Genomic DNA, 19,528 nt, shown 5'->3' on the forward strand with positions numbered 1-19,528 from the left:
TTCAAATCAAAATGTAGCTTATCGTTCCTACAAAATGAACAAAGAAAATGTAGAACTTTTGACCTTTTAAATAACGAAAAATGAACCCGAAAAAGGTCAACCTATTTCAGTATAATACAAAACACGACAGGTAAAAAGGACAAGTCTGGAATTATTTTTGATGTTGTCAATTATCCAAAAGAAATAATTACAAACTAAAACCTTACCAAATAAATGAGAAAATCTAAAATTGTAATAACCATAATTACCTTGTTCCTATGTTTCAAAGGAATAGCACAATTTAATCAAAATAGCAAAAAGCAAATAGTAGTTGGGAAAGTTGATAGCTTATATTCCAAAATACTAAAAGAGCAAAGAGAAATTTGGATACATACACCTGAGGACTTTAATAGCACTAAAAAATATCCAGTTATTTATGTATTGGACGCATCTCAACAATTTTATGTTATTACTGGAATGCAAAAGCAACTAACGCCTTTCAAAATTCCTCAATCTATAATAGTTGGCATTACCAATACGGATAGAACAAGAGATTTTACGAATACCAATGTTCCTTTTCAACGCGGACACGAATCGGAAACTTCTGGAGGTGCCAGTAATTTTTTAAAATTCATAAATCAAGAATTAAAACCGTATATCAACAATAAATACCCTACCGAAAACAACAATACCATTATTGGTCATTCTACAGGAGGTCTTTTTGTACTTTATTCATACTTACATCACGAAAATTCTTTTGATAATTATTTGGCAATTGACCCAAGCCTTTGGTGGGACAAAGAAAATTTGGTTAAAGAAACTCAAGAACTACTAAATAAAGGAAATCGAAAAGAAAAGTCATTATATATAGCTGTGGCTAATAGTATTGGCAAAGCAATGGACACGGTTAAAGTTAGAAAAGACAAAACAGTTCCTACTGAACAGATTAGAGCCAATTTAAAGTTTCACGACCTATTAGTGAAAAATAATAAAGATATTAATTTTAAATGGGAATACTTTGAGAATGAAGACCACGGAAGCATTGTTGTTCCAGCCCAGTATAATGGATTGCGGTCGATTTTCTCTTGGTTTCCATTCCCAGAAATGTGGCGTTTTAACACACCAAAAGAATATTCCGCCAAAGAATTAACAGAACCTTTTAAAACCCACTATAAAGAATTGAGCATTCGAATGAAACGTGAAGTAAAACCTGATTGGGAATTACTAAATCAAGTTGGGTTCTTTATGTTGGATGGACATAATCTTCCTAAAAAAGCTTTAGCATATTTAGAACTGAATGCTGATTTCTATCCTAATGAATCAAAAAGTTATGTTGCATTGGGGAATTACTTTTTATCTCAAAAAAATAAATCAGAAGCAATCAAATACTATAAAAAAGCAGTGGGAATAGATGCAAATCAAGAAGCTCAAACTAAACTAAAGGAATTAGAACAGTAATAAAAACTGCCTCTAACAATGTATATAACCAATGGCTAAGATTGGTAATGAATTGAAAGTCTTACAAATAATTAACTATCTTTATTTCCGAATACATCACCAGACGGCTTCGCCGTGGCTGCTGAATCTCACGCGTCGACGCCGCTGCCAGCTTTTGCTCCGCAAAACTGTTTGAGCCACAGCTAGCCAAGGTCCGCCACTGGTCATATACAAACACGTTGGCTATAATTATAAAAGACCATGAAAAAACTAACCATTACATCTCTGATCGCGATTTTTATTGGATGTTTATCATCACAAATAAAGGCGCAAAACTCTTGGATTGATACTTCAATCCACAATGGACTAATTGAAATAACTGGTGAAAATTCGTTTAAAACATTTGTTTCGAATGATTCAATCGAGGCGCCAACTGAAACACTAAAAAATTTAAATAATGCTAAGTTTTACTTTGATAAATTGTTTCAAACAGATTTAGATTTTGCAGTGTTATTCGTAGAAAACAATCTTTGGAATAATCATGCATACTTTCCCCCACCTGGTCTACCTCAAGCTGGCAATGGGAATGTAATTCTCGGGCTGGAAAAATCTATAGTTTCATTTGAAGTGGAAGCTATACTATCAAAACTACCGGAACAATATTTGACTTCTTTAAAAACTGTGTATGGTGAAAAAATAGATCTTGATCTTTTTTATAGAGAGACACTATCTATCCACGAATTAGCACATCTTTATCATTTCAAAGAAGGAACCAAACCACAAAGAAAATGGTTGCAGGAGTTATTTGCGACTATGAGTATGTATGCGTTTATAAAAAAAAAATGCAATTCCTGTTATAATTTGATGAATACGTATCCTGAATTCGTAATTCAATCTGGAGATAGAATGGCTGAATTTAAAACGCTACAAGATTTTGAAGAAAAGTATGTGCAAAAACTAGCTCCACCTAATTACGAATGGTTTCAAATGCAACTTTATCAGAACTCCAAATCGATAATTGATTCACAAAGTGATACGATTTTAATAAAACTTAAAGATTTTTTAATTCAAACTGATTTGAGTAAAACAGAATTACTTAGTGACTCTGAATTAGTGATTAAATTGGAAAAAGATGTTGGTAAAGAAATTGCTGATATCCTAACTAATTGGAAATACAAATAACTGTAGCCAACACCGTATAAGGCCAATGGCGAGTTTTGTGAACTCCCCTAGCCTGTCATTACAAAAAATCCTATCTTTAATTCCGAATAAACCAGTAAACAGCTTCGCCGTGGCTTCCGAGTCGCACGCGTCGACGCCGCTGCCAACATTTGCTACCGCAAATTTGATTGAGCCACAGCGAGCCAAAAATCGCCACTGGCATTATACAAAAAACCGAACATCCTTGAAAAAAATGTACTATTACAGACTATTACTTCTTTTATTAATTGTTCCATATTCAAATTTATTTGCTCAAACTTATGATGGTTTTTCAAATAAGGAAATTCAATCCGTATTTAAGCAATGGAATTTGGATAATTGGGATGATGGAGGTGAAATATCTCGTTATATATTTTTAAATATGCCTGAATTTTGGACTCACGCCATTATCAACAGAGAAGGAAATATTAAAAGCCTGAAAGAAGATTACCGCAAAGAAATCGAGGAGTTTGTTGTTACTTCTGAATTAGGACAAATGACACTTCACAACTATGTCAAAACTAGCGAGAAAGTGGATGGTATGATAATATTGCAAGGAGACCGTATTGTATATGAAGCCTACCCAAGAATGTTTCCAAACGACAGGCATCTTTACTGGTCAGTATCTAAAGTGTTTGCTTCAACTCTTATAGCAATTTTGGAAGACAGAAAACAACTTGATGTGACAAAACCGATAGAACATTATCTACCTGAACTTAAAGGGTCTGGATGGAAAAACGTTCCTGTTATTGACATTCTCGATATGGCTTCAGGAATTGATTGTCGTGAATGGGTTGATGGTGCTTTTGAAAACCCTGAAACTTGTTACTATCAATTTGAAGCAGCTCTTGGATTTCTAAAACGAACAGAAAAAACCGCAGACAATGCTTTTGAGCACATTAAGACCTTATCATCTGCAAAAACCTCTGGAGAGGTATTTGAATATACTTCAGTAAACACATTCGTTCTCTCTTGCCTCATAGAGAGAATCACAGGTCTTTCTTATGCAAAAAATATTGAACGTGAAATTTGGCGAAAAATCGGTGCGGAATCTGATGCATTTATTACTCAAACAAATGGCACTAGCATTTCTCATGCAGGAATTAATTCTACACTTCGAGATTTAGCTCGATTTGGCTATATGTTTCTGAACGAAGGTCGTTCAACTGAAAATGCTTTCGTTTCAAATGAATATTTTGATAAAATTCAAAAGCAAGGTCGTCCTCACTTGGTAACTGCATACGGTTCTGAAAATTACACTCTTGATAAAGAAGTTGTTCGTCACAATACCTATCAATGGGACAAAGTAATGGAAGACGGAGATTTTTATAAAGGTGGATTTAGCGGACAAGGTCTTTACATTTCTCCTTCTCGCAATTTAGTGATAGCCTTTTTTGGAACTGCCGATGATGATGGAGTTTATAACGAATTAGATGATATTTCAAGACAGGTTTCTAAATCAAACCTTTTTAATTAATAGAAGAACTGAATTAAAACAGAGCATAACAATGTATATAAAAAATAGGCGAATTAATGCTAAATTCAAGGTTTTTGGCTCTTATCAAAGTTTGTGCTTAACCGAAAGTTTCGTGCTTCGAAATCGCCTTCTTTTCATATACTAACCGTTGTAAGTAATTTGCAAAATATGCCGTTAGATGGATCATATGGAAGATTAAACGCTCACAATGAAAGGGCTAAAGAGCTACGTCGTAAAAAATTAAAACGTCAGGATGACAAATTAAAACGTAATCGCTTGACTTCAACTCCGGTTTCAAGCGAGAAAATTAGGTTTGAATCTGTAAATCCAAAGAAGCTTGAAGACATTAAACACAAAATTCGTGAAAAAGGAAATATTCAAAAAAGAAAAGATTTAATTATAATAGTTATATCAATAATTCTGACTGGTGGATTCGTATACTATTGCTACAAGAACATAATAAATTAACAAACTACTTACAACAACGTATAAAGCCAATGGCTACTTTTAAACAAATCTAACATTTCGTCATTTTTAAAAACACTATATTTATTTCCGAATAAACTCGCAAACGGCTTCGCCGTAGCTGCTGAATCACACGCCGCAACGCGGCTGCCAGCTTTTGCTCCGCAAAACTGTTTGAGCCACAGTTTGCCAAGGTCCGCCACTGGTCATATACAAACACGTTAGGCACAATTAAAAAAACAATCGTCAATGAAAATTTACATCATCATTTTATTATCAATCTTTACGGTTTTTTGCAATGCACAAAATCAATATTTGACCAAAAAGCAAATAGAGAAAGATTTGGCTATACTTGACGAAATTCTTCAAAAAAAATCCTCTTATCAAGGTTTAAATGGATTTGATTACAGAAAAGATTTTGACGAATATTTGAACCAAATAGCTGACAAAAAAATTAGTCAATCTGATTTTGGATTGTTCTTATCTAAAACAATTGGAAAAATTGGCGACAGACATTCTTACATAAAAGATTATGATTTACCAGAAACACTTTATTTTCCATTATCCTTTGCACCTCATAATGAAAAGGTATTAGTTCTTGACTATGATAAAGCTAATAGAAAATATAGTTTTCATAATTCGGAATTTCCTTTCTTAAAATCAATAAATAATACACCAATAGAGAAAATATTACAGAAAATACGTCCTCACGACCAGCTTGCCCCAAAAAAATCTTATCTAATTAATACAGTTAGAGATTTAAGAGATATTGAGACCATTTTTAGTATTTTAAAAATGGAATTACCAAATCCGCTTCCAATAACACTTGAAAATGAAAACGGAATTGAAAAGGAATTAAAAATAACATTAGTTTCGGATGATGATAAAGGATATTTGTGGGACGAACAATTTCATAAAAAAGACTTTTATTTCTACTATGATGATGAAAAACTCAACGATAAAAAGATTTTAGAGCAATTTTTTTCCGTCACTAATAATATTGGGTATGTACAAATATATTCTATGTTAGACCAAGAGGAAAGTCCAGTATTTTTTGAATTGCTAAATGATTTTATGATGAAAGCAAAAGAAACTGACGCCTTGATTATTGACGTTAGGGATAATGGTGGCGGAAGTCGTGATTTGATCAATGAATTAGCTGGATATTTTGTTGACCCTAATTCTGTTTATGTCGTAAACGCAACAAAACAGAGAGGAATTTTGCCATTAGATGAGGATTTAAAACAACGTTTAAACAATCGCTATTTATTTTCGAGAGATGAATTAGACATTATAGAACAACAGGCAGTCGATAAGTTTATGAGTTCTTTTGAACCAATGTATAAATTGGATAGTATAAGATTTAGCGAATATTATTATTACATTTTCAATGGTCGAAAATTATCTAAAGATAAATATCATTACGATAAGCCAATTTATATTTTGGCCAATGAGAAAAGTTTTAGTGCTACTTCTGTGCTTGTTTCAACCTTAAAAGGACTGCCAAATATAAAAATTGTTGGAGTTAATACAGATGGTTCAAGCGGAAATAGCGAACGGTTTGAATTGCCAAATTCTGAACTTCGTGGAAAAATAAGCACAATGGTGTCTTTTCAAAAAAACGGTAAAATATTAGACGGAATTGGAACGGAACCTGACATCATTATTGAGCGAAATTTAAACCAGATTTTTATGAAAGAAGATTATCAATTAAATAGACTTTTAGAAATAATAAAAGCGGAATAAAAACTGTGCCTAACAACGAATAAAGCCAATGGCTACTTTTAAACAAATCTAACATTTCGTCATTTTTAAAAACACTATATTTATTTCCAAATAAACTCGCAAACGGCTTCGCCGTGGCTGCTGAATCGCACGCCGCGACACGGCTTCCCGCTTTTGCTCCGCAAAATTGTTTGAGCCACAGCGAGCCAAGAACTGTCACTGGTCATATACAAACACGTTAGCGGCAACCATCAATGACGTTTACCAAAGTAAATCAACGTATAATTAAAGAGATAATAACTAAAATGAAACTATGATTAAATTTCTTTTTAATAGACAAATTATATATAGTTTACTACTCCTAGTATTTTTTAATTCTTGTAATGGTCAGGACAAAACTAAATCAACAGATGATTTAAAAAACACAGATACAATTACTATTGGAACACCTAAACTTTTAAAAACACAAGGTTCTCGCTTTGGTGATAATGTACACTGTAGTCTTAAAGATAAACAAGGAAACCTTTGGTTTGGCACGACTGGGGAAGGTGTTTATCGCTATGATGGTAAATTGTTCACTCAATTTATTTTAAAAAATGATCAAAGTAATAATTCTGTTTGGTCAATTTTAGAAGATACTATTGGAAATATTTGGTTTGGTACTAGTGATGGTTTATTTAAGTTTGATGGGAAAGAGATAGTTACTGTTCCTTTGGAAATACCAAATTCAAATACTACTATAACTAATAATTCAAATTCAAGAGTTACAGTAGGGGCTATAATGCAGAGTAAAAATGGAACCCTTTGGTTTGGTACTAATAAAGGAGTTTTTATTTATAAAGAGAACTTGTTTTCTGCTTTTCTAAATAATGAGAGCATTGTAAATAAAAATGGTCTACAACTTAAATCGGTTGAGCGAATGTTAGAAGATAAAAACGGAAATATCTGGTTCTGTTCGGGAATGGGAGGCGGAGAAGGTGTTTGCCGTTACGATGGAAAATTCATAACCAGCTATAAACCAAATGGTGATGCTTGGGTACCATATATTTTAGAAGACAAAGCGGGAAACATTTGGTTCTCGGGAAGAAATCACGGTTATTTTCGTTATGATGGAAAAACTTTTACAGATTTTACAGAGAATATTGGATTTAGTCCAATTGTAGAAGAGAAAGCTGGAAAAATTTGTCTTGAAGGAAAAGTTGGATTTGGTCCAATATTAGAAGATAAAGCAGGTAATATTTGGTTCACTGGAAAGATGAGTAGGTTTGGAGGTTCAGGAGGTATATGGCGTTATGATGGGAAATCCTGTACAAATTTTACTCAAGATGGGTTAGAAGATTATCAGGTTTGGTCTATGGTAGCGGATAAAGCAGGAAATATCTGGGTAGGAACAAACAATACAGGTTTGTATCGTTTCGATGGAAAAACCTTTACTGATTTTTCGGAGAAAGCGTCTAAGTAATAATGGTGTATTTTGTTTTGTTGAAGATAACGATGGGAACCTTTGCTCGGGGCTAGAAACACAAGTTTAAGCAAATACGTTGGGAAAATGTCACAACATTTTCTGAATAGAAAAAATATGGCAGCCGCTAACAACGTATATAAAAAATACGTCAAATTTAGCTAACTTTGAGTTCTCCCCTACTAAATACAAATAATCACGGCTGAAAAATCCGTCTCCGAAAAGATGCACTTTTCATATACAATACCGTTGGCACACATTAAAAAATCCAATTATGAAAAGAACATTGAGAATTATAATATTACCTCTAGTAATTGTTTCTAGCTCATTTTTTAGTTGTCAGTCCAATTCAAATAAAACTGAATTGACCGAATTTGTTTAGGCTGCACTTCTTGTACGGTCGTGCAATGGCGCAAGTTTGACGGAGAAATTCAAAAAAAGTTTAATGATTTAGAGATCGAGAGTGAAATTTCTTATTTTGAAGTTGATAGCCTTGATTTAAAAATCAGAATTCAAAAAATTGAGTCTGATAATAAAAATGTGAATCTCGTATTCATTCATGGAGCACCAAGTTCACTTTCAACTTGGGAAGAATACCTTAAAGATTCTACACTTATAGCAAATGTAAATATGTATGCTGTTGATAGACCAGGTTATGGCTATTCAAATTTTGGTAGAGCAATGACATCCATTGATGAACAATCTCAAATAATAAGTGCTATTATCAACGATAGGAATTTAAAAAATGTCGTTGCAATTGGCTCATCATTTGGCGGTCCAATAGCAGCAAGAGTTGGTGTTTTGAACACAAACGTAAAAGCGGTAGTAATGATTTCACCGGCCATAGACCCAAATAATGAGAAGAATATATGGGCATCGCGATTTACACAATGGAAATTAACGAGATGGTTAGTTCCAACAGCTTACCGTGTCGCAGGCGATGAAAAATCGGTTCACGCAAAGGAACTTACATTGATGGAAGAAGATTGGAAATACCTTACTGTTCCCATTCTACATTTTCACGGAGATGTCGATGCTATTGTACCTTATGAAAACATACATTATAGTAAAGAAAAATTTCAGAATATAGAAGTGATTTCCATTTCAGAAAAAGGGCACGAGATTTCTTATAGAAATACCAACCTTATCATTCCATATTTAATTGAGCTCATCAATCAAATTAAAGTGGGTAACTAAACATTCACAAATAACTAAAATTATGAAAATAGCAGTAACATCTGCAAGTGGGCAGTTAGGGTCAGCAATCGTAAAAGAGCTGATAAGAGAAATCGGTCTAAACAATGTCGTAGGCATAGCACGCACACCTGAAAACGCAAAACATCTGGGTATTGAAATTAGAAAAGGTGATTACGATAATCGTCCAGATTTTGACAAAGCTTTACAAGGCATTGATGCTGTTCTTTTGGTTTCGGGCATGGCTGAACCTCAAAAAAGAATTCAGCAACACAGAAATGTTATTGAAGCTGCAAAAAGCAACGGGGTAAAAAAAATAGTTTATACGAGTATTGTTGGTGACGAAGAAAAAAACGCCTTCAGTCCTGTGGTACAATCCAACCGACAAACTGAAAAAGATATCCAAAATTCAGGTCTTGATTGGGTAATAGGAAGAAACGGAATATACATTGAGCCAGACTTAGAATACATAGATACGTATATAAAAGAAGGCGAAATTAGAAATTGTGCAACCGATGGCAAATGCAGCTACACCAGCAGACAAGAATTAGGAGTTGCGTATGCCAAAATACTAATAGAAGAAAAACATAATGGACAAGTTTACAACCTTGTAGGCGAACCTATTACCCAAACCCAACTTGCTAATTATATAAATCAGGTTTATAACACCAACCTTGTTTTTAATTCGATTTCAGTTGAAGACTATGCAACAGAAAGAAAAAAAGAATTGGGAGATTTTATGGGAACAATAATAGCTGGCATTTACGAAGGGATTCTTAGTGGAGCAAATGATGTGACATCAGATTTTGAAACAGCTGTAGGGCGGCCACACAAAACACCAATAGAGCTGATTGAAGCATTTAGAAGTGAATAAGCAAAGCCAGTTAGGAACAACGTATATTTAATTGCTTAGTTCTAGCCTAGTTGGAAATTCCGTCGGAATGTCCGCTGGTTCGTTGCATTTTTGCTAAATTAGTTGCTTAACCACACAACTAACCATACACAAGCACGTTGGCAAACATTAAAGACAAACTTCTATGAAAAAATACATAGTTATAGTGTTATTAATAATCAATACTGCCGGTTCTTCCCAAACGCCTTTTATTGAAGCTACCTCAAACTTAGTTAATGTTAGAGATGGGGAAATTTGGAAAGAAGGTGGATGGTCATTAGCTCCAGAAGTTAAGCCAGATATTTATCATACTGATGTCGTAAAATCCAAAAGAGTAACATTTTATACAGATTTAGATTCTATTTCATTTATTGTAAAGCCTAAAAAAAAATATGACTTTATTATTTTATTAAATAAAAAAGATACGTGTTGGACTCAAATCAACACAATACCTCATTTTGATTTTAATAATAAATACATTCAGAAAAATATTGGAAAATACAGTTTTGAAATTCCAGAAGTTCAAGAATTAGTTCATCTTATTTTTGCTTTAACACCTACTGGAATGAATAACAAAAACATGGTAAACCATCGTACAGAATACTACGAAGAAATTTTGAATGAATTTTCAGAATATAAAAACGAACCTATAGTACTTAAATTAGATACTTTATTAAAACAAGGTTATTATTCAAGGTTAAAAATGGATGCATGTGGATTTTATTTTGATGAAAATAAGATAAAAAAAGATTCAGTCTACAAAAGACTAAGTTGGAATGGTGCAAATCAAATTGAACCTTTTATTTCAGAAATAGAAAATTTTGGGAATAAAATAAAATTTAGAAAATTCTACCAAGAACATAGAAAATACTACTCTAATCTTATTGCAAAAATTGAAAAACAAATGCCAATTAAAAAACAATGGGATTGGTTGGAACAACAATTTGACTTTAAGTACGATAATTATAGAATTACTTTTTCACCTTTAGTAGAAGGAGGTCATTCAACTAATAATTTTATACAGAATAATTTTAAACAAACCGTGATGTTCATTTGTGGACCAACTGAAAGCACAAAATATGACGAAGAAATTATAGAAGGGTTAATGACAAGGGTTGTGTTTACAGAAATCGACCATAACTACGTAAATCCAATATCCGACAAATATCAGAATGAAATCAATAGTAGCCTGAATGATCTTTCTAAATGGACTACAGAAGATGCTATAAACAGTTATGGAAATTCGTATTTGGTATTCAATGAATATATGACTTGGTCGATATTTGCACTATATGCGCTTGATAATTATAAAATCGAAAATTTTGAATTTATCAATAATCAAGTAGAGTTGCAAATGACTGAACGAAGAGGGTTTATAAAATTTAAAGAATTTAATCAAAAAATGATTGAATTATATAAAAATAAATTACCCATTGAAAAAATTATAGATTTATATCCGAAAATTCTTTCTTGGTGTAGTGAACAATAGAATAACGTTAGCAATAATTTAAAAAAAACAAACTACAAAACAATTTTTCTAGCTTATATTCCAATCGGAATTATACTTTTTTTGATTCTAAAATCGGAACTTAGTACTGGATTTAGAGGATATCATGACTTTGCAAAGTATACATTCTTTTTGGTTAGTGGTATCATAGTGTTTATTTACACTTTTAATAATACAAGGGATAAGAATTAAGAAAAAAGTTAAAGTTAGAGAAGCCAAAATTATTATAATCCTGCTTTTAATTTCTACTTTTTTAGCCGTTGGCTCACTATATATTCCAGATTATTTATTTTACTAAAACTAAAAACACCCATTATTACTTCCTGTAATTTCAGAACAGCATTTAAACAAATAAGCTTTTAAAACCACATTTATAAAAATTTAAAATGGACGATTTAATAATCTTAGATATATTATGGGATCGACAACTTGTAAAAGATAAATCAGGCAAAGAGTTTGAAATTTTTAGAGGGAAAGATTACGATCACGACTGGGTACATTTAGGACACGGATATTCAAAAAATAAAGATTGGATTTATTTTTATCTCAACACTTGTTTTGAGCAACATCTGAACAAGATTGATATTGCTAGCTTTAGTATAATTGAAGCAAATGAAACCGAAGGAACCATTTATTTTAAAGATAAAAACGCTGTATATCTAAAAAGTTCCATGTGTGGTTTTACAATCTTACCAGAGGTAAGTCCAAACAATTTTCGCATTATAGATATTGATAACGGCTACTCAACTTCTGGGGAATTCGATTATTGGCATGATTCTAAACTACCTTATTCACTTTCTGAAATGACGCCAATTAATCAATGCTTCCAAAGAGTAGGAAATGCCATATATTATGGTCATACCATAAAAATGACTTGTGATGTGAATACTTTTGAACAAGTTCACCCAAAAGTGGAAACACTTTTTAAAGATAAAGACCATCTATATTTTAAAAGTAAACTAGTAGAAGGAGCAAATCCTGCAACTTTTCAATTCTTAGAAGAATGCATAGGTGAGGATGCCCCATATTATTTAGAATGTGATATCCATTACTATGCTAAGGATGACCAATATGCCTATTTTGTAAACGAGCCTTTTGGTATTAAGATAATTAAGACCAGAGATCTGGAGAATTTTAGGTTTGAAGTGATAGATGAAATTGGATATGGAAGAGACTCTAAATACAGATATGAAAAAGGGAAAAGAAAAAAATGTGGTTGAAAAAGAAAATATTGCTGACTATCCAAATGTTTGGAATGGATTGAAAAGCGTAAAGCATATTAAATCACCTTTGTACATAATTCATAGTAAAAAAGATAAAGCAATTCCGATTTATATGAGCGAAGCTTTGGCAAAAAATGTGGGAAGTAAAAAAAAATATATGGAAATCAATACAACTGGCCATAACGACGTATATGAATTTCCTAATGATAGCACTTGGAATCAGATTTTTAATTTTATTAAATAATAAATATGTCAACTAGCGCACCGTATCTAATTTATTGCTAGCTCTACTCTACTTACGAAAATTCTCGCAGATTTTCTATTCAGTTTTTATTTGCTAAATTAGGTGCTTAACCACGCAACTAACCATATATAAATACGTTAGGCACAATAGAAAATGAAAAAACTCAATTACATAATTCTATTATTTCTGATAGTAGCATCCATAAATTGCTCTTCACAAAACCAAACTCTTAAGTTCAAAACCATTTTAGATGCAACTAAAACTTGCGACAATCCATCTAAATTTTCTGAATTTATTAAACCATATGGGTTTTGTTTTAATGATGAAAAAGAAATGCCAACTTTTACTTATTACACTCACTTTAAATGTGGAACTAATATAATAGGATCGAAAGGAATACGAGTAAACTTTTCAGTTTCAAAAGATGGCTCCTTAAATTCTTCATTTTTAACAAGAAACGATAAAATGGTTTCTGAGTTCAAAAAGGAATTGGAAGAATTTAACTTCGTTGAAACACGAGAAAATGTTGACTTGTCTAGGAAAAATGCTAAATGGTATGTTTCGACTGATTTTCCTGGAATTTTAGTTTTGTGGGAATACAATACTGATGATGATCACAAGAAAACATGGCATATTGGGTTTGTTTGGAATACGCCAGATAATTAAATCCTGTGCATAACACCGTATAAAGCCAATAGCATAGTTGACTCATTGAATTGAAAATCACACCATTTAAAAACTGCATATTTATTTCAGATAAAAGCTGGAGACGGCTTCACCGTGGCTTCCAAGTCTCACGTCGCTACCGCTCTTGCCAACATTTGCGTCCGGAAATTTGGTTGTGCAAAACGAGCCAAGAACTACCACTGGCATCATACAAACACATTGTGTGTCATTCTGAAAAACTTAATGTAAATGAAAAAATCAAAAGAAAATAGTGAACATTATTATTGGGGAGACAATTGTAGCGGATGGCATTTAGTGAAGTCGAACAGTTTGAGCGTGATTGAAGAGCTGATGCCTCCAAATACTCAAGAAAAAAAACACTACCATAATAATTCCCAACAATTCTTTAGAATTTTAAGTGGAAAAGCAACCTTCGAAATCGGAAATAAAATTATCGAAGTAGAAAGTGGTGACGGAATTCATATTCTACCGAAAATAAAACACAGAATACGGAATGAGCAATCAGAAAACTTGGAATTTATCGTGATTTCGGAACCAACAACTCGCGGAGATAGACATGATGACTTTGACTAATAAAAACGCCACACAAAGCTGGCTATTGTTCCTTGCTTCTGATTTTCCTCTCGGAAAGTCCTCGTAAATTTGCTATCTTCGGTTTACGGCATAAATCCTCGTGGGTTTTTACGCAATAAAATCATAGCCATACACTTTAGCCAACATTTGATGAAAAAACTCCGTTATTTAATTCACTTTTTAATTCTAGCTTTAATGGCTAGTTGTCAATATGATCATAATCTTATTGGAAATTATTCCATTTGTGAAAATGGGGAATATTCAGAAGTATATATCAAAAAGGATTCAATTAGAATTGCTGCAGATAATGAATGGATTAAATTATCTGAATGGAGAAAAATCAAAGTTGTAAAGGACACGCTTTACTTTAAGACGTTTGGAGAATGGAGAGATTATAAAAAAGCAAAAATAATATATATAGGAAAAGGAGAAATTCAACTAAATATCTTAAAAAGCGGTGAAACCCTTTATTTATCAAAAATTGATGAAAAGCTAAACTTCGAAAAACCAGAAAAATTTTGGATGAAGTTTAAAGAGCGACAGAGTTTAAAGAAATGTAATTAATAAAAAAGTTAACTAGCACTGCATAAAGCAAATAGCGGAAGACGGTTAATCGAATTGTTTTTCATACAAATAATTAACTATCTTTAAATCGGATAAAACATGTAAACGGCTTCGCCGTGGCTTCCTGGTCTCACATCGCTACCGCTCCTGCCAAACATTTATGTCCACAAATTTGGTTAAGCCACAGCGAGCCTAGGCCCACCATTAGCACTATACAAATACGTAAGCACTTTAATTGCAACCATAAAAAGTATCTTTATTAAGAAAAATCGATATGAAAAATATTTTAATAGTAATTATCGCATTAATAATCACAAGTTGTTCTTGCCGTGAAATTTCAGATTATAATTTAACTGAATACGAGGGAACTTTGATTCCTTTTGATATGACAGAAAATCTGCAATTCGTAGACGAAGAAGACCTATTGTTTTCAGCAGTTGCAAGTGAAAAGGTTACAGTTTTTGTAGCGTACAGTAGATCTGAAAGCTGTGACGATGCACAAAGAGAAACTCAACAAAACGCTCTCACCATATCTAAAAAAGATATTAACCTCGTGATTAATCTCCAAAAAAATGTTGCTGGCGACACATCATTCGAGATCGATAATAATGACGTTAAATATCTACCAACTTGTGAGAATTTCCCAGCAAATACAGAATCTTTACTTAGGAATTACAGTAGTGATAGTTTTGATTTTCAAAATGTATTTGTTTTCGAACCTTGCGAGCAGGAAGCATCTGATATACGAACTATAGTTTATTCATCTCAAAACGGAATAGAATTTATTAAATTTGAGAATGAAGGCTTTTTGAAATTAGTTCAATAAAATTCTTTAAGAGAAAAAACTCTTACAACACCGTATAAATCCAATGGCTACTTTTGAATAGTTCTAAAATTTCGTCATTATTAAAAACACTATATTTAATTCTGAATAAACTAATAGACGGCTTCGGCATGGTTTCCGAATCTCACGCCGCGACGCGGCTTCCAGCTTTTACTCCTCAAAACTGTTTTTGATGTAGCTTACCAAGGTCCGTCACTAACATTATACAAATCCGTCGGTAATAATTTGCTACTTCAATAAAAATTCTCCTGTAAAAAGCTGCTGCTTCTTTTCAGGTAATGTATGAAAACCAACTGCCTGCATGTCCCGGAAGAGTCGCTCAAGTTCAAATATTCGATAAAAACTTTGTCCGCCAACTGTTTCCATTGCTTTATTGACAGTTTCAGTGCATGCATTTGCCACTAATGTCTTTCTAGACAACATTTCAACACCTATCCTTTTTTCAGCCTGAAAATCTAAATCATTGGCTATTCGAACCATGTCTTTATGCAGCACTTGGGCCATTATAAGGCTATTGTAGATCTCTCCAAGCAAGAAAGTGGTTTGAATTGGCCTGCTTTCTTTTGCTTTTGACTTTTCTAAGGTAATTTTCATTGCTTTTTCTGCAATTCCAATATAGGGAGCCATGATTAAGGGTAACGCTACAGTTAATACCACATTCCAAAACATCGGGAATTCTCCTTTTGCTCTTTTCATTACAATGGAGTCTTCTGCAATAAACACATCATTAAGGATTACGGTCTGTGAGCCTGTTCCCCGCATCCCCAACGTATGCCAATCATCCAATAGTTTTATCCCGTTGGATTTCATTGACACTGTAAAATGTAGGACTTGCCATCCCTCTTTTGGATCATTATAGGGTATACTAGTCACCAAGAGATCGCCTATCGCAGACTGGCTTGCGAATTGTTTTTTCGCTGAGACTAAATAACCATTATCGACTTTTTTCATGGTTCCATTAGAATCTAGCCAGTCCCGTGCACCTGTACTAACCAACACTAGATTTTTAGCGACTACCTCTTCTAAGAATGCTTCGCCGATACCTTGCTCTTTGTATTTCCATATATTTGCAGCGAGAAGATGTTGATGCATGGACAGTGCCAATGCCGTAGAGGGGCAATAATGCGCTATTCTAACCAATATAGCACACATATCAGTAAAAGAAACTCCAGCACCCCCAAAAGCTATTGGTATCATGGCTGTGAGATATCCATGCTTTTTTAATATTTGATAATTATTATCTACGAAAGTATCCGCCTTATCGTGGGCAATTCCATTTTCAGCTAATTCGTCGCCTAACTGATCAATAAGATCTAACCATTGTTTGGAAGTTGTTTCAGCTACCTTATTTTCATTAATATTCATACTACGACTGATTTTATCTATGATACCTCAAAAAGACAGTTGCGCTTTTTGAAACTTTAAAGGAGTAATACCATTCTCGTTCTTGAATACTCTTGCAAAATGGGCGGGACTTTCAAAACCACTTTCAAAAGCCACTTGATATACTTTTTGATTGGTATTCTCTAATAATCGCATCGCATGAAGAATCCTTTTTTTTGTAAGCCATTTTCCTGGTGATGTTCCATAGGCACTATAAAAGTCGCGATTAAAAGTACTTAAACTTCTGTGGGATAATTTTGCAAATTCTTCTAAGGATAAATTATAAACAAAGTTGGACTCCATTATATTTTTGACCGATGGTTTAACTTCTTGGGCAATCTGTTTAAAATAGCTCCCGATTTCAGGGTTGTAAGGCAATGATAAAATATTGACCAACAACTCTTGAAATTTAATTTCCATCAAATATTTTGAAGGCTTTTCTTGATTATAAAAATAATCTAACATTGAAGTAAAATATGTACTCAATGTTCTATCCATCTTTAAAGGTATTGCACTATCGCTTTGAAGACTAGCTTTTTGATTGGCGCCTATTTCAGGCTTTTGTGACATAAAATCCTTCACATAAGAATCGGGAATAAAGATTACTATGGCACAAAAATCTGAGTCAAAATACTTCTCAATAATATTTGCTCCTTTTTTTACAAAAAGCACCTCATTGGCATGAACCATATAGCTATGTTCCAGCGTTCGCCATTTCTTTTTACCCTCTAGTACATAAATAAAATAATTTAGATGGTTCCAAGTAGTAAATATAGATTTTTGCTCCGTACATCGATATTCCGAAAACATAAGTGACGATACTTCAATTTTCTTGAACGTAGGTGTACTTTTTGCTGTGTCATAACCATTACCCATTGTTTTAAATATATTTTACGCTATTAAAAGTACATTTTTTTAAGAGAACAAAATTCTTTGTAAACTTCTTAGGCATTAATGAACCATTATTTTACACCACAAATAGCGGAACTATTTGTTTTCTTACCATCCGATAATTTATGTGTTTATTTCTACTTACTATAAACCCAATGGTAGATTTTTAATCGATTTCTGAAGGCTTCAGAATTAAATCATTGTCTGATGCCAATTTCGCAAATTCCTCTGCACTTAATGCTTTAGACGGTTCTTTCCCAGGCTCTACCCCTACTTCCTTAAAGAAGTTTAACAAACCATGCTTGGCATTTGGAACAGTAGCGAATACCAATTTTAAAGGTTCACTACCCGTATTTTGAAAGGAATGCCATTCTCCCGGTGCCGTATACCATACATAACCCTCTTTTACATTTGTTTCTTTGCGCTCATCGTTCTCATAACTTATTACTATACCCGTTCCTGAAAGAAAATAAGCAATCTCTTCCGTTTTATTGTGCTTGTGCTCTGGTAAGGCTCCACCTACACCCAACTCATATTTTGAAAAACCTGAAGAAGCCTCGGGATGACTTTCAGGATCCATATAAATTTGAAGCAGTCCACCAGACCCAAGTTCATCTTTGTTTTCTGGAAATATCCATAACTGTTGTGCGTCCTCAGGCGTTAATATTCTTTTCCCAGGGTGGAAATGCGAGGAATTATCATGAATATGAGATTCCTCTTTTTCGTCATGAGAAACTACTGCTACTGAATCGTCTTTTTTTTCAGATTTATCAACATTTTCGCCACAACCCTGGACGATGGTAAATAACATAGTTATGGTAGCTACTTTTATTACTACAATGTTCTTTTTATTTTTCAGCATGGTGGAAATATTTGTTATTATTATTAACTTCAAATTGTAAGAATCAAAACTAGGAAGAATAAAAGTATTTTAAGTGACTAGAACATTCAATAAATTGACTGAGTGTGTCAAAACAGTAATTTTGAAAGCATAACACCTTTTTATGACCGAGGCAACTATTTGAACAGAGTTTACGTCTTTATAAGTAGATATACATTATTAACGATAAAGACCAAGCCAATATGTTAGTAAACCAAAAAGTAAACATTAAAATCAAACTCGCCTCATTATGGGCTACCGCAACATTCTGCTATTTATATGGAGATTATTTTGAGCTATATACGCCCGGTAAAGTAAATAGTTTAATTACAGGCGATAATATTATGGATAATCCAACTACATTATTAATAGCATCAATAATTTTGGCGATTCCATCTGTAATGGTTGCAGCTTCAATTTTCCTTAAGCCAAAAATAAACCGAATTCTTAACATTTTATTTGGAGCATTATTTACGATAATGATGGTTTATATAGGAATAAGTTCAACTAAAGAGTGGTATTTATTTTATGTGTTTTTAGCATTTTTAGAAAGTATTATTACGGCCTTAATTGTTTGGTATGCTTGGAAATGGCCTAAAGAAAAATCAGAAGTTTAAATTGTCGAAAATCAATTTAAAAAAAACGAAACTCAGGAAAAAAATGAGAGAATTGCGGGAAGGATAAAAGCCAGTTGCCAGTACCGTAAAACCAATAGCCAAATTGGTTAAACGAATTGATATTCCCACAAAAAGACTATCTTAGATAAACTGAATAATCTCGTAGACAGCTTCGCCGTGGTTTTCGAGTCTCACGTAGCTAATACTCATGCTAACATCCCGCCCTGGCAAGATTTGATTGAGCCAAAGCGAGCCAAGGATCGCCACAAATCATAGACATATAC

At 33.1% G+C, this 19,528-nt stretch carries 19 protein-coding genes; 16 read left to right on the forward strand and 3 right to left on the reverse strand.

Going from position 1 to position 19,528, the window contains the following annotated elements; genetic code table 11:
• Window positions 1-213 precede the first annotated feature (213 nt).
• From ACY2RU_RS00005 to ACY2RU_RS00075, 15 genes are all read left to right on the forward strand, one after another.
• Window positions 214-1,437, forward strand: coding sequence for an alpha/beta hydrolase-fold protein (locus ACY2RU_RS00005; RefSeq protein ID WP_490136345.1), 1,224 nt, complete (start codon window positions 214-216; stop codon window positions 1,435-1,437).
• Between the two features lie 240 nt (window positions 1,438-1,677).
• On the forward strand, window positions 1,678-2,598 hold the full coding sequence (locus tag ACY2RU_RS00010) for a hypothetical protein (protein ID WP_490136346.1): 921 nt from the start codon (window positions 1,678-1,680) through the stop codon (window positions 2,596-2,598).
• Window positions 2,599-2,830: 232 nt separating this feature from the next.
• Window positions 2,831-4,093 carry a serine hydrolase domain-containing protein gene (locus tag ACY2RU_RS00015; RefSeq protein ID WP_490137452.1) on the forward strand — a complete coding sequence of 421 codons (1,263 nt, stop codon included), beginning with the start codon at window positions 2,831-2,833 and terminating at the stop codon, window positions 4,091-4,093.
• A 168-nt stretch (window positions 4,094-4,261) separates the two neighbouring features.
• Window positions 4,262-4,561, forward strand: coding sequence for a hypothetical protein (locus tag ACY2RU_RS00020; protein WP_490136347.1), 300 nt, complete (start codon window positions 4,262-4,264; stop codon window positions 4,559-4,561).
• Between the two features lie 246 nt (window positions 4,562-4,807).
• Window positions 4,808-6,304, forward strand: a complete 1,497-nt coding sequence (locus ACY2RU_RS00025; RefSeq protein WP_490136348.1) for a S41 family peptidase — start codon at window positions 4,808-4,810, stop codon at window positions 6,302-6,304.
• A gap of 292 nt (window positions 6,305-6,596) precedes the next feature.
• Window positions 6,597-7,745, forward strand: a complete 1,149-nt coding sequence (locus ACY2RU_RS00030) for a ligand-binding sensor domain-containing protein (RefSeq protein ID WP_490136349.1) — start codon at window positions 6,597-6,599, stop codon at window positions 7,743-7,745.
• Window positions 7,746-8,147: 402 nt separating this feature from the next.
• The gene (locus ACY2RU_RS00035) at window positions 8,148-8,942 is read left to right on the forward strand and encodes an alpha/beta fold hydrolase (protein ID WP_490136350.1); all 795 of its coding nucleotides are present in this window, start codon (window positions 8,148-8,150) and stop codon (window positions 8,940-8,942) included.
• Between the two features lie 22 nt (window positions 8,943-8,964).
• Complete coding sequence (locus ACY2RU_RS00040) at window positions 8,965-9,813, forward strand: SDR family oxidoreductase (protein ID WP_490136351.1); 849 nt, start codon at window positions 8,965-8,967, stop codon at window positions 9,811-9,813.
• Window positions 9,814-9,976: 163 nt separating this feature from the next.
• Window positions 9,977-11,320, forward strand: coding sequence for a hypothetical protein (locus tag ACY2RU_RS00045; RefSeq protein WP_490136352.1), 1,344 nt, complete (start codon window positions 9,977-9,979; stop codon window positions 11,318-11,320).
• A 404-nt stretch (window positions 11,321-11,724) separates the two neighbouring features.
• Complete coding sequence (locus tag ACY2RU_RS00050) at window positions 11,725-12,558, forward strand: DKNYY domain-containing protein (RefSeq protein ID WP_490136353.1); 834 nt, start codon at window positions 11,725-11,727, stop codon at window positions 12,556-12,558.
• Window positions 12,527-12,805 carry a hypothetical protein gene (locus ACY2RU_RS00055; protein ID WP_490136354.1) on the forward strand — a complete coding sequence of 93 codons (279 nt, stop codon included), beginning with the start codon at window positions 12,527-12,529 and terminating at the stop codon, window positions 12,803-12,805. Before ACY2RU_RS00050 ends, ACY2RU_RS00055 begins: the two co-directional genes overlap by 32 nt.
• 153 nt (window positions 12,806-12,958) lie before the next feature.
• The gene (locus ACY2RU_RS00060; RefSeq protein ID WP_490136355.1) at window positions 12,959-13,471 is read left to right on the forward strand and encodes a hypothetical protein; all 513 of its coding nucleotides are present in this window, start codon (window positions 12,959-12,961) and stop codon (window positions 13,469-13,471) included.
• Window positions 13,472-13,720: 249 nt separating this feature from the next.
• Window positions 13,721-14,065 carry a cupin domain-containing protein gene (locus ACY2RU_RS00065; protein WP_490136356.1) on the forward strand — a complete coding sequence of 115 codons (345 nt, stop codon included), beginning with the start codon at window positions 13,721-13,723 and terminating at the stop codon, window positions 14,063-14,065.
• Between the two features lie 150 nt (window positions 14,066-14,215).
• Window positions 14,216-14,629, forward strand: coding sequence for a hypothetical protein (locus ACY2RU_RS00070; protein ID WP_490136357.1), 414 nt, complete (start codon window positions 14,216-14,218; stop codon window positions 14,627-14,629).
• Between the two features lie 274 nt (window positions 14,630-14,903).
• On the forward strand, window positions 14,904-15,455 hold the full coding sequence (locus tag ACY2RU_RS00075) for a hypothetical protein (protein WP_490136358.1): 552 nt from the start codon (window positions 14,904-14,906) through the stop codon (window positions 15,453-15,455).
• Between the two features lie 246 nt (window positions 15,456-15,701).
• Here ACY2RU_RS00075 and ACY2RU_RS00080 read toward each other — a convergent pair whose 3' ends face one another.
• From ACY2RU_RS00080 to ACY2RU_RS00090, 3 genes are all read right to left on the reverse strand, one after another.
• Entirely contained in the window at window positions 15,702-16,838 is a 1,137-nt protein-coding gene (locus tag ACY2RU_RS00080; protein ID WP_490136359.1) for an acyl-CoA dehydrogenase family protein, read from the reverse strand.
• 27 nt (window positions 16,839-16,865) lie between these two features.
• Window positions 16,866-17,732: a helix-turn-helix domain-containing protein gene (locus ACY2RU_RS00085; RefSeq protein ID WP_490136360.1), complete on the reverse strand. Its 867-nt coding sequence runs from the start codon at window positions 17,730-17,732 to the stop codon at window positions 16,866-16,868.
• A gap of 181 nt (window positions 17,733-17,913) precedes the next feature.
• The gene (locus ACY2RU_RS00090) at window positions 17,914-18,609 is read right to left on the reverse strand and encodes a cupin domain-containing protein (RefSeq protein ID WP_490136361.1); all 696 of its coding nucleotides are present in this window, start codon (window positions 18,607-18,609) and stop codon (window positions 17,914-17,916) included.
• A gap of 221 nt (window positions 18,610-18,830) precedes the next feature.
• Between ACY2RU_RS00090 and ACY2RU_RS00095 the strand changes: the two genes are divergently transcribed.
• Window positions 18,831-19,244: a DUF6326 family protein gene (locus tag ACY2RU_RS00095; RefSeq protein ID WP_490136362.1), complete on the forward strand. Its 414-nt coding sequence runs from the start codon at window positions 18,831-18,833 to the stop codon at window positions 19,242-19,244.
• Window positions 19,245-19,528: the final 284 nt, after the last annotated feature.

Source organism: Ulvibacter sp. 2305UL32-6, from assembly GCF_058148545.1.